Raw genomic sequence first — 12354 nt, 5'->3', positions numbered from 1 at the left:
CGTTATTTTTTACTGCTCATATCTACCCCAGAAACTGCTTTTTCGACCATGCTTCTCTTTGAGATGCTCAGAAAATTCAAAAAAGCATCGATCAGTTCTTCAGCACCAAGCTCCATAAAGCGTTTACGGTTTCTGTTTGTCATTGTTTTACCATATATAGTCAGGCCACAGAGTTACAAATTAACCTAACGAAAACTGGAATTAAACAGATACAGTTCACTTATACGCTCACATAAATTACTAGAACGAATCCTGCCACGCCAGTCACATTTATTTCCCAATTGCTCGCGTATCTTTATCCGGTAATTTAATAAGAGCAAAAAACATGAAAAAGAAGATTATCTTAGATAGCGATCCGGGGATTGATGATGCGATGGCAATTTTGTTTGCCGAGGCGCATCCGGATATCGAATTAAAGGCGATTACCTGTGTTTATGGTAATGCGACGATAGAGAACGCGACTCACAACGCCCTGTACCTTAAACAAAAATATGGCATGAAAGCAGATGTGGTCATGGGTACGGATAAGCCCCTAGTTCGGCCACCGGTTGGTCCAACAGTCGTAGTACATGGTGAAGCTGGTTTTGGTGATGTAAAAGCACCAGAAAAGCTGGATGTAGTCGCAGATCCTCGCCCTGCTTACCAATACATTATTGATGCTGTTAAAGCTGAACCGAATGAAATAACCTTAGTTGCGGTTGGTCCCCTTACTAACCTAGCATTGGCGCTACAAGCCGAACCTGAGATCGTTAACCTGGTTAAAGAGGTGGTCATTATGGGTGGTGCTTTTGGTGAGAACGGCCACAGAGGTAATGTCTGCCCTTTTGCTGAAGCAAATATTCATGACGACCCACACGCTGCAGATATGGTGTTTGGCGCTTCATGGCCTGTGGTTATCATCGGATTGGATGTAACCGAAGAGAGCTTCTTCACTAAAGAGTATCTTGATGATCTCCGTGATGATGCAGGTGAAGTTGGCCAATTTATCTGGGATGTGAGCCGTTACTATCTAAAATTCTACTCAGAAAAAGTTGGCATGGATGGCTGCCATGTCCACGATCCTTCAGCTATTGCCTATGTTATCGACCCGACTCTATTTACATTTCGAGAAGGTCCTGTTCGTGTCATCACAGACGGCCCGGCAGAAGGTATGACAATCCAGAAGTTCGATAAGCGTCAATACATGCATGATGAGTGGAGTATTAAAGCTTCGCAACGTGTCGGTGTAGACGTTAAAGATAAAAGACTACTGGAGCTCTATCGTCAAACGATCATTGAATACAGTAAAAAGTAATCCCTTCAACAGGCTCGGCATTACATCCGAGCCTATTGCGCTAATTATGGCATTAAACACCCTCAATTAGCTTTCGATAAGAGTACTTGCTTCGGATATTAAAATAGAAGTAACGTCCATGGGATTCCGCCTCTATAAGTCCCCGATATTCAGATTCAGGAACCTGATAATACCGATACACACTACCATCGCTTACAAACTCAACGTCCAGGATTTCTGTAGAGTTGCTATACCCAGCAGACTTCAGTGAAGATGATTCAACCTCTCTTCTTCCTAAAAGAATTGGTTCAAGTTCGTCGATTATCTCCGTTATAGCCGACGTCATTCTCGGCCCGCTATGGTTACCTCTCAGATAAGAGTCTATAAAATTGTGGTGCCAAAAATCGGGATCATCGTGACTATTCGTGATATTTCCCAACAACGTCGAAGGAAAAAACAAGCGAACAAAAACCATAATTCTGTCATTCGTTAACGTTACATAGTCAGTAATTGATTTATGGTCATTTGGTTGTTGCAGATAGCTACCGACGTAACTTGCTGGAGATGCAACTGACAGTAACCCAAGAGATTTGAACTTTGTTTGTGGAAGCTCATTTTTTGTCAGTCCTGAATATATTGCACTCCAAGCATGGTTACCGTAAAAATTCCCTTGAGAGTGAGCAACAATTAGGACTCTATAACATTCATCTATTGCCTTACGATACATTCCAACGTATGCTGCCAAATCACTGTCATTTATAACTCCGTGGGAGTTCGCTGATATATCCTGAATTGCCTCCTGAAACCAGTCTGGCGCTTCAATTATTCCATTCAGGTATTGCCAGAAAAAGCTCCAGTTATCGATATTTTTGTGTGCAAAGACTTCTACTAACTGTTGATACCACACTTCGCTTTGGTTGTAGGATGCGTCAATCTCAAACTTATATCCTCGATAACCTAACTGTCTATTTAGCTCAGCAATACTGGCATATATATCAGAAGATACGTTAAACATGCCATTAGCGTAAAAGACCTTAGTACCTACGTTATTATCAAAACACTCCGATGCAACACTGAGCCTAGGAATAGTCAATAGCAACACACATGTTATGATTCTAATCATGGTAGCTCCCTAACCTTTGAAGCAGGTAGCTCACCATTACAAATGGCTTTACTGTCTTCGATATCTGCAACTGAAAATGTTCGTCCTGATAAATGCTTTTGAGATCGAAAATAAGCTTCTACTCTCGCTCGCGTGTTCAAAACTTCACTACGAAGCTCTCGTATTTTTATATGCGCTGTTTCTACATCTACTTCAAACAAACAATGAATGGAGCGAGAAGTATAGCTCCACTGGTTTAATGATTCTTCTTCATTCTCATGCAATATGATCGCTTTTTGATAAGAAATGGCTAAGCTTTTAAGTGCATCGCGGTCATCTTTCCCTAGGTAGTTCTGGTGTATATATCGCTGAACATCATCTCTTACACCATCGCCATCTGAATCAATACCCTCTAGGGTTTCAGTTCCGGGCGGTCCCGGATCAGGTGGTAAATCGTCATCACAACCTGCTAACGTTAAAATAGAAACCAGTAATAGTAGATATTTTTTCTTCATCTCGCGCTCCAGCTTACTTTATGGAGTTTCTATAGTGAGAAATAAGTGTTCTTAATAAGCGTGATTATTTTCTGAGAACTGGTGAGAAGAGACGAAAAGAATAAATATCAAAACCTAGAATTAATCTGCCCCGAAGATAAACAGACAAAAAACGTCGCCCGTTGCGGCGACGTTAAATTGAATAGAAATTATTTTGAGTTAGAGCTACTGAGCTAGCTCAATCAACTTATCCTTAGCAAATTGGCTGCCCTGCTCTGCGGCTTTCTGGAACCAGTAAGCGGCATTGGATTTGTCCTGTTTTACACCCAAACCATTCAGGTAGATGTGTCCCATCCACTCCTGTCCGACAACCACTCCTGCCCTTGCGGATTTTAAGAACCATGGCGATGCTTTTTTGCTGTTCTTTTCTACATTGAAGTAACCGTATCCCAGAGCGAACATCGCTCCGGAGTTACCCTTTTCTGCGGCTTTGGTAATTTCAGCCACTCGGGATGCCCAGGCCTTTGAAAAACCCGAAGCACTGGCTTCCATCCACTGTTTGTCGTTTCTTTTCACACCAACGGGAACCGCTGATTCTTTGAAGGTCTTATAAAGGTATGCCTGACCATCTGTAGTCAGTGGCGTGCCCGCTGCAATCCAACTCATCGATTGTTTTGAGTAGTAACACTCGGTATACATGCCGATTGTCGTTCCGCCAATATCCCAGTTTTCTCTAGTGCCATAGTGGCCATCTTTGGCTCTGAAATCGGAACGATTACACGCATCTAGTGGCTGAGTATATTCTCCGTGTCTTTCACCGGTGAAGTAGAGGTAAACCTTCGGGAATGAGCTGTTCGCTTTATCAATGCCTTTATTGATTGAATCGATGTTCAAGATAGTGGTGTACAACTTCTGTTCATGCTTGACACCCTCGATGGTTTTTATTGAGCTGGTTACCGCCTCTGTTCCTTTCCACTTGGAAACGGTGACCTTCTCATCCGATGAAAATGCAGAAAAGCTGAGTGATGCGACAATTAGTGCCAGAATGGTTCTCTTCATGATATCGCTCCCTGATTGCTTCCATTTATCGTCTGATTCGAGTGGTGTTTCACCCATTTAAGCAATTCCATGTATTTCTGGTGCGCCTGTTTTTTCATTCCAAGCTTGATAAGTAATGCAGATGGAAGGATGTAGCGCCAGTACATTTTCAGATACAGAGCGTTCGTATTTTTAGCCTGATTCAGCGCGGAGACAATGGCCGGAGCTACCTGATAATACTCCTGAATCTGCTTTTGTCCGGCTTCTGTTTTCATCATATAGTTATCACGGAAGTTTCTTAATGTTTCCAGCTCCCAGCAGTCATCCGACAACCCAAGGTTGCCGCATGTTGCCGTTGTCAGGAAACATCCTTCGGGCTCACACTTGCCTGCATCTGCTTTGGCATTTTCTTTGTCGTACGCATCTTTCGCCATTGAGTATGCCGACATAATACCGTTACAGTCGTATCGACGTGACACAACAGACTTACCATCAATTAGCAAGGTGACATAAACCGGATCGCTACCATAGCCTAAGAACTTATTCGCAGCACTTTCAGATAAAATCAGGAAGGCGTCTGTTCCCCAATCCCCCTGAGTCAGCTTCATCTTATGTTTGGTGCTACCTCTGCTGAGCTCAATCTGAATATCAGCATCGGCGTACTCATTCGGCCCAACCAGTTTTTTATACACATGAACATCATCAACGCTGTTCACTTCGTAGTAGGTATCGTTGAACTGAATATAGTGAGGAACAGCTTCTACAACCAGTTCAAATTTAACAGTGAACTCAGCCTTAAGATCGAAGATGGGAAAGGTATCTGAGATGGTTTGATACTGGGATTTAGGTCTGATTTTAAGAGGATCTTTGGTGTGCTTTTTAAACTTTGCATCTTTGGTGTCGGACACTTCGATGTAAAGTGTATTCCACTCCGCATACCAACCATTTTTAATGAACTCCCCTGCCCGACAAGCTGGTAACTCATCTTCAGAACTGGCGAGAGCAGTGCGGGAAAACGGCAATAACATTGCTCCAGCAGAAACGGCAGCAACTAACCTTCGTCTGTTGTTATTTATTGTCATTGTTAGACTTCCTTGTACATCAAATCTGTCAGACTTATCTGAATAGTCTAGCGGTATTTTCCTTTTCTTTGAATTGGTTAAATGATGCACAACTCACGACTCGAAGATTTCGTAATGCCTCTCTACGTTTACTGTGACCTCTCCCCATCGTGATGACTTTATTCCTCTGATATTTTTACCTTACTGCACTCTTTATTCATACTATAAAGAATCACGGTACTACTTTTGGAACTTATCTATGAAGAACCTACTGGAAGTTTTGCGAACTAGATGGAAAACCATTGCTGCACTCATATTAGCCTTAGTCGCACTCATCTTCGATTTGGTGCTGGTATGGGGTATTTTTTGTCTCTTCTGGGCTAGCCAGAACATCAGACACAGAGAAGCGTACTTCGTTGAAAGAATTGAAAGAGACGATAATCCAATATTGTACTGGATTATCGTCTCTGCATGGTTGGCGGCTGCATTCTTTTACTTTTATCTGAGTACGATGCAGTAGAGATAACCCAAGCGCTAACGAAAAGGTAACCTTCACAGACATAGAATTTCACCTGTTCAAGCAATCTGGGTGAGTGACCAAAAATCAAAGGTCGCCCACCCTAGTCTATTCAAGGTGTATCTATGTTTAACTCGGTTGATGAAGACATCTCTCGCTTTCTTATGCAAGCGACGTTAGGTGCGGATTTCGATACTATTCGTCAGGTAGCTACCACTGGTGTCGGCAACTGGCTCAATACTCAGCTTAACCACACAGTTGTCGCTGACGATTCATTTTATAAGAAAACACATGATATCTGGCGCGGAGCTTCAGGTAATAAAGGGTTCCGAAATCTATTCGTCCAGAAGTTCTCTGAATCTAATATCAATGGCAATGGAAATAACCCCTCTCTGCCTTACAACTACTATTTCCGAATGGCCTGGTGGCACCGAACCCTTTGTCACAACTCAGGCTTATCCGACACCACGACCGACCCGATCACTGAAACACAAAAAATCACCACGATTGAAGGAGACAGTACGAGTATGGTGCGTCACCGGGTTGCACAAGCTCTTAGTGAAATTCTGGTCATCTCCGACAACTCCATTCTGGAAAACAATGCTGAAGGAATGGCAAGCTACTACGATCTTCTCTATAAGCATGCTCTGGGCAGCTACAAAGATTTATTGACGGAAGTGTCACTTCATCCGTGTATGGGTGTATATCTGACACATATCAACAACCGCAAAGAAGTCCCGGCAGAAAACATTCATCCCGACGAAAACTATGCCCGTGAAATCCTACAACTGTTCACTATCGGTCTGTATCAACTCAATCTCGATGGAAGCAGGAAAAAAGATGGAAATGGGAAAGATATTCCGACATACGATAACGACGATATTCAGCAACTGGCGCGAGTTTTTACTGGCATAAAATCTCAGAGCTACCGTTATGAGTGGCCTGTGGCGCTCGGCTCGGGAGCAGATCGATTTGATTTTTCTGTACAAAACGGTAGACCAATCGTTCTGGACGATTCAATTCCAAAAATCTACAAGATGGTTCCGTATGTCAACATGGTGTCTCCGATGGTCACTGAAGATAGTTTTCATGATCAAGGTGCAAAAACACTCCCCAATGTGGGCATCACTCTGGCTGCCAACCAAAGTGCGACGGCAGAGATCCAAAATGTTGTTGGACAGTTAGTGGCTCACAGTAGTACTGCGCCTTTTATCGCAACCAAGCTTATACAGCAGTTGGTCACATCGAACCCAACGCCTGAGTATGTTCAGGCAGTAGCAACCGCGTTTGGCAACCAGGGTAACCTGAAAGAAACAGTTCGTACCATTCTTGAGTACCCATTGACCAACAAAGTGACTATTACCGATGGCGCCCATATCAACGGCAATATTGAGAAGCTAAAATCTCCAACGTTACGAGTCACTCAACTCTTAAAAGCGTTTAAAGCGAAAAATACGTCTAATCGTCTTTGGTTAATTGGCTCTGACATAAAAGAAGCACTTCACCACCATCCGCTCTCTTCGCCAACAGTATTTAACTTTTATAAACCAAACTTCGCTCCCCATGGTGAAATTGAACGAGATGACAAAGTTGCCCCTGAGTTCGAACTTGTGGATGCACATACTTCAATAAGTTATGCGAACATGTTGTACGACTGGTTGTTTGGCGATGCTTTGCCATTAGTCACCACTGAACTTGGTACCAGTTCAACCGTCCCTGAGCTCGATGCAGACCGATTATTGGCAAAAAGCAATGACAAGCTGGCATTCGACTTCTCTGCAGAATTGGCTCTGGCCGCAAACAAAAGCGATCACTCAACGTTGATTCAACGTGTCTCTCTGATCTTAACCGGGCAGGTAAACAGCAGTAACGAGCAAGCCATACTTGACGCAATCCAAAACTACGATGTCACCAATGCAACACATCACAACTGGATTGTTCAGACTGTGGTATTCATGATCGCGGTATCTCCGCAATTTACTGTGCTAGGAAAGTGGAGCTAACAAAATGAAAGGTAACAACTTAACACGTCGCGAGTTTGTCAAAGCATCTGGAATGGCAATGATAGGAACCAGTTTGATGCTTGCGGGTTGTAAAAGCGACTCTTCTAACAAGCAGACACCCAAAAACTCAGACCCCGACGGGGCTGGTTCAAAGGCGATGGTGTTTATCATGTTGGATGGTGGGAATGACGCATATAACACGCTCGTTCCAACAAGTACTGCAGGACATCAAATCTACAGTAATTCAAGAAATAATCTGGCACTGGCTAAAGACAGCTTGCTACAACTTAATAGCACGGCGCATGGTCTCCACCCAAGTCTGACGAACATGCAGCGACTGTTCAATGAAAAGAGCTTATCCTTTGTGGCGAATGTCGGCCCTATGGTAACGCCAATAACCAGAGATGAATTCAAGGCTGGAAGTAAGCCCGTTCCACTTGGGCTTATGTCTCATTCTGATCAGTTTAAACACTGGCAGACTGCAAATCCGGGTGTAAGAACAAACACGGGCTTATTCGGTAAAGTCGCAGATAAGATGCAGCCTAATCAGTTACCTCAAGATATTCCGATGAACATCTCTCTGGCCGGAAGCAACATACTTCAAAGCGGAGTATCCAGCAGAGAATACGTGGTAACAGAAAAAGGTAGTGTCGGACTTAAAGCCAAAGACAGCACGAATCCAACCACACGAGCTTTGAATGAGCAATTATTGGATGGTTTCGATTCCTTACTGGCGAAAGTTCACAACGATGCTTTTCTGGATACCTATACCAACAGCGTGAAGTATGCTCAGCAACAACATGAGAAATTCTCGTCAGCTTTGTCTGGTGTTCATATCAATACATCGTTTGAAAATACCCCGTTAAGCAAACAGCTTGAAATGGTCGCCAAGTCTATAGCGGCTAAATCCAGACTGGGCAGCGAAAAGCAGACTTTTTTCATCCGCTATATTGGTTGGGATCACCATAGCGAGTTATTAAAAACTCATGCGAACATGCTAAAGGTACTTGATAATGCTTTGGGCTCATTCCAAAGCGCTTTAGATGAGCTTGGCATTGCGGATGATGTAGTGACCGTCGTTGGTTCTGATTTTGGCCGAACGTTAACCTCAAATGGCAACGGCTCTGATCATGGCTGGGGTGGTAATGCCATCGTAATGGGTAAAGACATTAATGGTGGGCAAATATTCGGAAAATACCCATCTTTAGAGCTCGGTAACGCTAATCCGCTGGACATAGGAAACGGTGTATTGATACCAACCACTTCAACCGACGAAATGTACGCTGAGCTCTTAATGTGGTTTGGCATTAAGCGAAGTGATCTCGGGAGTATGCTTCCTAATCTGACTAACTTCTATGACTACCAAAACAGAACGGATCTTCCGTTAGGTTTTATCAGAACCTGATTAGAAATTAAGGCCCACACTTATTTGAGCACAAAGTTCAAACACTTGTGGGCATGTTCTCGCTCTTTCTTTACCGGCCTAATGACAAACGATGTACCATTTTTTTGGCATTTTCGGAAATGGCATCAGACACATCAACCGGAAAATCATCGGGTAACTTGGAGCTAACTGTGTCTATTGCCTTGGGAAGCGTATCGATAAACTCATCTATGATTTCATTCATACTCTCTATCGGGAATCCCACTTGTTTAGCCGTATCGATAAAGTGACGAGAGTATATTTTATCAAGCTGATACTTCTTACCTTTTGTTGCTTTTAATCCCATCGCTAACTTCAGAGAACGTATGTTTAGGCCACGACCTCCCAGTATTGGATAGGCAGATTGAATGTCGTAAAAAGGTGTTAACCGATAACTTCCTCTTGGTTCGATAAAAATAGAGAAGTTCTTAGCATGTCCATCTGTGGCACCAATAATCCATTGAAATACCTGAAATCTCATAAAGTTGTATCGGTCTTCTAATGCATTGCTTGAACCAAGGAGCAAATCCATTATGTCCGTTATACCGATCCCGCCATCACTCTCATACTTTATAGCTGAAGGCTTACCAAAGGCCTGACACATGTCCTCTTGTGGAAGCCTCAATAACCAAGTCTTGTCCCTAATCCACCTTCTATCAAACCTCTCTACCGCGATCGCTTTAATATTGCCGCAAGATATAATCTCGACATTAGGGACTTCAAAACCCAACTCCCGAGCTAGCTGAATACAAAGATATTCATTTTCGACGCTATTCCTCATATCCAGTGTCGCGTTCGGCTGCTTGATCTCACCAATCGGCAATTTGATAATATGCGTTGTCGGTGTGGAGCTTTTAGGAATGCACCACTGGTTATCAACTTTCAGTAACGCTGTTTTTTCCTGGGCTCCTGCCACAGATATACGAAAGTCATCTTCCTCTTCCAGCATCCCTAATGGAATACGAGATTTATAGGCCAGCAGTATTTTTTCCAGGCGTTGCTCATCTAACACTTCGTAACTCAGCTCATCTGGATAGATCTTTTCATCAGGAGCGTAAAGCGAAATAGCACCAACACTGTCTTTGCCTACTTGTTTTAGCAAGTCAAATGCTTGTCTGGAATCAGCGTTATACCTTGCTACAATTCTGTCTCTGATTTCATTCAAATCAGGTAGCAAGTTGTCAAAATAGTTTATGACTTTGCTCGATGTATGCTTTTGATACTGCAAGGGCAAAGATAAGGAAAGAGGTCTGCCCCTGGTGCCTTCAATCCAACTCGTATCATATTGAAACTGATGCGCGCCATCCGGCAGTTTAATGAAGGTTCCCACCTTCTCACCGTTCATATAGGCAATTAACGATTCCATCACCAGTCTTCCTCGTTACTCATCCCCTGAGAGACCTTTCTCTCCTGAATATCTAGTTGTAGTTCAAGAGCCTGTATGATCTTAAAGAATGTTTTTAATTGTGTTGTATCAGGATTGGTCTCGAAGTTTGAGAGCGTGGCTTGCTTAATGCCTATTTTGTTCGCTAACTGTGCTTGCGTTAGATTGTTTTTATTTCTGATTAGCTTAAGTTGGCTTGCTAATTGAAGTGGATTATAAAGCACCATGAAACACCTCTATCCTCTAGTGGGTATAAAGGAGTTTATATCCCCTATAGGGGATAAGCAAGATTTTATCCCCTATAGGGGATATTGGGTAGTTTATCCCCTATAGGGGATATTGGGTGCTTTATCCCCTATAGGGGATAAACTACCCGAAATACTCACTCATGGACAGGTAACGGTCGCGAATGTGCTCAATTAGCATCTGAATTCGTTTTGATGGCTGGCGTGTATATGGATAGACAGCATAGATACCTATCTCTTTACCAACGTGTCCGGCTAATACTTCTACCAGTCTACCTGCCTGGATATCTTCACAAACTAGACAAGTTGGCAGGTAGGCCAGACCATTGCCGCTCAAGGCCGCTTTTCGAAGGGCAGCAGAGTTATCCGAGCTGAAGTTTCCGTTTACTCGCAGAGTGAAAATGTCGCTGTTGCGCTTGAACTGCCAGTCGAAGGTACCCGTGCTTTCGTGGGTATAGCCTAAGCAATTGTGTCTAAGCAGATCTTTCGGTTTTTGCGGTGCTCCGTGTTTGGCAACGTACTCTGGTGAAGCACAAATCAGCCAGCGGGAGTTAAAAATATAGCGCGCTATCAGGCTGGAATCTTCCAGGTAACCTGTTCGAATAACCAGATCGTAGTTGTCTTTAATCAGGTCGACAAAGCGGTTATCCAATGACATATCAATCGTCAGCCCCGGATGCTCCTGACAGAAATCAGAAACTGCTTCTGCCAGTAACAAATCACCAGAGATGGTCGGAACCGACATACGTATGTGTCCGGATAACGCTTCGTTGTAGCCGTCAATAGCGTTAAACGCAGCAGCAGCTATCTCGTTGATATCTTTAGCCCGATTGTATAGCACTTCTCCCGCCTCAGTCGGTGAGAGGTTTCGTGTGGAGCGATAGATTAGCTGAACACCAAGCTTGTTTTCCAGCTTGCTGACACGCTTACTCACGACGGATTTATTGATATCGTTCAGCTCTGCAACCTTACTGAACGAACCATTTTCTATTACCTGGGTAAACAACACCAGATCATCAATATCGGGCATAGATACAACTCAACTTTTCTACATATCATCAATAATAATATAAGTAGCGTAGACCGGACCGTGAACTCCAACCACTTTAATAAGCTCAATATCTGCCGTTGAGCTTGGACCAGAGATAAAGTTAACGCATGATGGCATACGCTCACCAGCCGCAGCTTTTTGGTGCAGCTTAGCGGTAGCCTGAGTCAGACGCGCTACCAGCGTGCTTTTGGCTACAACAAATACCGATGCTTCAGGAAGAAGGCTAACCGCCCTACCCTGATTCGGCTGGCTGTATAACACCATGGTTCCGGACTCTGCCAGTGCTTGCTCAGCGTATACCACACCTACCTTTGCACGTTCAGCAATATCGATATTTTCCTGATACCCAATCATTGAGTCCCAGTAACTAGTCTGATAGTGGTCAGACTCCAGCTGACCATCATCAAGCATCACCTTTAAGCGTGCGTCGGAAGAGAACATCACATCCGGCAATTTCTCAGAGCTATTGTCACTAGCCAAACAGTATGCTTCGCATACCTCACGCAGTGTGGCTGACAGATTTTCCTGTGTTGTCACCACTGCCTGAGAGGCCAACGTAGTCTGCGTATAATCAATCAATGCTTGTTTCAGCTCATCTTGTGATAGATCAGCCATCACTTCATGATGACAAGTGTGTCTTAGTGCAGGGCGCTCCACGTTCTCAGGAATGCTATTCCTTCCCAGCTTTTGCGTGATATTGGCCAGAAAGTCATCTCGCTTTTGAACTCTTTCAGCAGCCATATTTAACGGTTGATTCGACATA

13 protein-coding genes are annotated in these 12354 nt (G+C 43.6%); 4 read left to right on the top strand and 9 right to left on the bottom strand.

Going from position 1 to position 12354, the window contains the following annotated elements:
* Nucleotides 1-2 precede the first annotated feature (2 nt).
* Nucleotides 3-143, bottom strand: coding sequence for a hypothetical protein (locus SNR28_RS15595; protein WP_375753587.1), 141 nt, complete (start codon nucleotides 141-143; stop codon nucleotides 3-5).
* Between the two features lie 182 nt (nucleotides 144-325).
* On the opposite strand from SNR28_RS15595, the gene SNR28_RS15590 reads away from it, so the two are divergent.
* Nucleotides 326-1294 (top strand): nucleoside hydrolase, encoded by a 969-nt coding sequence (locus SNR28_RS15590; protein ID WP_375753586.1) that lies wholly within the window; start codon nucleotides 326-328, stop codon nucleotides 1292-1294.
* 52 nt (nucleotides 1295-1346) lie between these two features.
* On the opposite strand, the gene SNR28_RS15585 is transcribed toward SNR28_RS15590, so the two are convergent.
* The 4 genes from SNR28_RS15585 to SNR28_RS15570 form a co-directional block, all read right to left on the bottom strand.
* Nucleotides 1347-2396, bottom strand: coding sequence for a KTSC domain-containing protein (locus SNR28_RS15585; RefSeq protein ID WP_375753585.1), 1050 nt, complete (start codon nucleotides 2394-2396; stop codon nucleotides 1347-1349).
* Nucleotides 2393-2890 carry a hypothetical protein gene (locus SNR28_RS15580; protein WP_375753584.1) on the bottom strand — a complete coding sequence of 166 codons (498 nt, stop codon included), beginning with the start codon at nucleotides 2888-2890 and terminating at the stop codon, nucleotides 2393-2395. The genes SNR28_RS15585 and SNR28_RS15580 overlap by 4 nt, the downstream gene beginning before the upstream one ends.
* Before the next feature lie 204 nt (nucleotides 2891-3094).
* Entirely contained in the window at nucleotides 3095-3928 is an 834-nt protein-coding gene (locus tag SNR28_RS15575; RefSeq protein ID WP_375753583.1) for a tetratricopeptide repeat protein, read from the bottom strand.
* Nucleotides 3925-4989: a CFI-box-CTERM domain-containing protein gene (locus SNR28_RS15570; protein WP_375753582.1), complete on the bottom strand. Its 1065-nt coding sequence runs from the start codon at nucleotides 4987-4989 to the stop codon at nucleotides 3925-3927. The genes SNR28_RS15575 and SNR28_RS15570 overlap by 4 nt, the downstream gene beginning before the upstream one ends.
* A gap of 238 nt (nucleotides 4990-5227) precedes the next feature.
* Here SNR28_RS15570 and SNR28_RS15565 point away from each other — a divergent pair, with 238 nt between their 5' ends.
* The 3 genes from SNR28_RS15565 (at nucleotide 5228) to SNR28_RS15555 (ending at nucleotide 8893) form a co-directional block, all read left to right on the top strand.
* The gene (locus SNR28_RS15565; protein WP_375753581.1) at nucleotides 5228-5488 is read left to right on the top strand and encodes a hypothetical protein; all 261 of its coding nucleotides are present in this window, start codon (nucleotides 5228-5230) and stop codon (nucleotides 5486-5488) included.
* Between the two features lie 122 nt (nucleotides 5489-5610).
* Nucleotides 5611-7488, top strand: a complete 1878-nt coding sequence (locus SNR28_RS15560) for a DUF1800 family protein (protein WP_375753580.1) — start codon at nucleotides 5611-5613, stop codon at nucleotides 7486-7488.
* Between the two features lie 4 nt (nucleotides 7489-7492).
* Nucleotides 7493-8893, top strand: coding sequence for a DUF1501 domain-containing protein (locus tag SNR28_RS15555; protein ID WP_375753579.1), 1401 nt, complete (start codon nucleotides 7493-7495; stop codon nucleotides 8891-8893).
* Nucleotides 8894-8963: 70 nt separating this feature from the next.
* On the opposite strand, the gene SNR28_RS15550 is transcribed toward SNR28_RS15555, so the two are convergent.
* The 4 genes from SNR28_RS15550 to SNR28_RS15535 all read right to left on the bottom strand — a co-directional run bounded on the left by SNR28_RS15550 (nucleotide 8964) and on the right by SNR28_RS15535 (nucleotide 12353).
* Nucleotides 8964-10277: a type II toxin-antitoxin system HipA family toxin gene (locus SNR28_RS15550; protein WP_375753578.1), complete on the bottom strand. Its 1314-nt coding sequence runs from the start codon at nucleotides 10275-10277 to the stop codon at nucleotides 8964-8966.
* On the bottom strand, nucleotides 10277-10522 hold the full coding sequence (gene hipB / locus SNR28_RS15545; protein WP_375753577.1) for a type II toxin-antitoxin system antitoxin HipB: 246 nt from the start codon (nucleotides 10520-10522) through the stop codon (nucleotides 10277-10279). The genes SNR28_RS15550 and hipB overlap by 1 nt, the downstream gene beginning before the upstream one ends.
* Before the next feature lie 142 nt (nucleotides 10523-10664).
* Entirely contained in the window at nucleotides 10665-11570 is a 906-nt protein-coding gene (locus SNR28_RS15540; RefSeq protein WP_375753576.1) for a LysR family transcriptional regulator, read from the bottom strand.
* Nucleotides 11571-11588: 18 nt separating this feature from the next.
* Nucleotides 11589-12353, bottom strand: coding sequence for a lactate utilization protein C (locus SNR28_RS15535; RefSeq protein ID WP_375753575.1), 765 nt, complete (start codon nucleotides 12351-12353; stop codon nucleotides 11589-11591).
* Nucleotide 12354: the final 1 nt, after the last annotated feature.

Origin of the sequence: Vibrio iocasae, from assembly GCF_042245395.1 — a bacterium.
Lineage (GTDB): Bacteria > Pseudomonadota > Gammaproteobacteria > Enterobacterales > Vibrionaceae > Vibrio > Vibrio iocasae.
The sequence above is the reverse complement of the archived record's forward strand: the minus strand, read 5'-3'. Positions and strand labels throughout refer to the sequence as shown.

What these genes read in the sequence shown, in the direction of transcription:
- SNR28_RS15595 (WP_375753587.1), bottom strand. Translation starts at nt 143, where the DNA reads ATGACAAACAGAAACCGTAAACGCTTTATGGAGCTTGGTGCTGAAGAA.
- SNR28_RS15590 (WP_375753586.1), top strand. Translation starts at nt 326, where the DNA reads ATGAAAAAGAAGATTATCTTAGATAGCGATCCGGGGATTGATGATGCG.
- SNR28_RS15585 (WP_375753585.1), bottom strand. Translation starts at nt 2,396, where the DNA reads ATGATTAGAATCATAACATGTGTGTTGCTATTGACTATTCCTAGGCTC.
- SNR28_RS15580 (WP_375753584.1), bottom strand. Translation starts at nt 2,890, where the DNA reads ATGAAGAAAAAATATCTACTATTACTGGTTTCTATTTTAACGTTAGCA.
- SNR28_RS15575 (WP_375753583.1), bottom strand. Translation starts at nt 3,928, where the DNA reads ATGAAGAGAACCATTCTGGCACTAATTGTCGCATCACTCAGCTTTTCT.
- SNR28_RS15570 (WP_375753582.1), bottom strand. Translation starts at nt 4,989, where the DNA reads ATGACAATAAATAACAACAGACGAAGGTTAGTTGCTGCCGTTTCTGCT.
- SNR28_RS15565 (WP_375753581.1), top strand. Translation starts at nt 5,228, where the DNA reads ATGAAGAACCTACTGGAAGTTTTGCGAACTAGATGGAAAACCATTGCT.
- SNR28_RS15560 (WP_375753580.1), top strand. Translation starts at nt 5,611, where the DNA reads ATGTTTAACTCGGTTGATGAAGACATCTCTCGCTTTCTTATGCAAGCG.
- SNR28_RS15555 (WP_375753579.1), top strand. Translation starts at nt 7,493, where the DNA reads ATGAAAGGTAACAACTTAACACGTCGCGAGTTTGTCAAAGCATCTGGA.
- SNR28_RS15550 (WP_375753578.1), bottom strand. Translation starts at nt 10,277, where the DNA reads ATGGAATCGTTAATTGCCTATATGAACGGTGAGAAGGTGGGAACCTTC.
- hipB (WP_375753577.1), bottom strand. Translation starts at nt 10,522, where the DNA reads ATGGTGCTTTATAATCCACTTCAATTAGCAAGCCAACTTAAGCTAATC.
- SNR28_RS15540 (WP_375753576.1), bottom strand. Translation starts at nt 11,570, where the DNA reads ATGCCCGATATTGATGATCTGGTGTTGTTTACCCAGGTAATAGAAAAT.
- SNR28_RS15535 (WP_375753575.1), bottom strand. Translation starts at nt 12,353, where the DNA reads ATGTCGAATCAACCGTTAAATATGGCTGCTGAAAGAGTTCAAAAGCGA.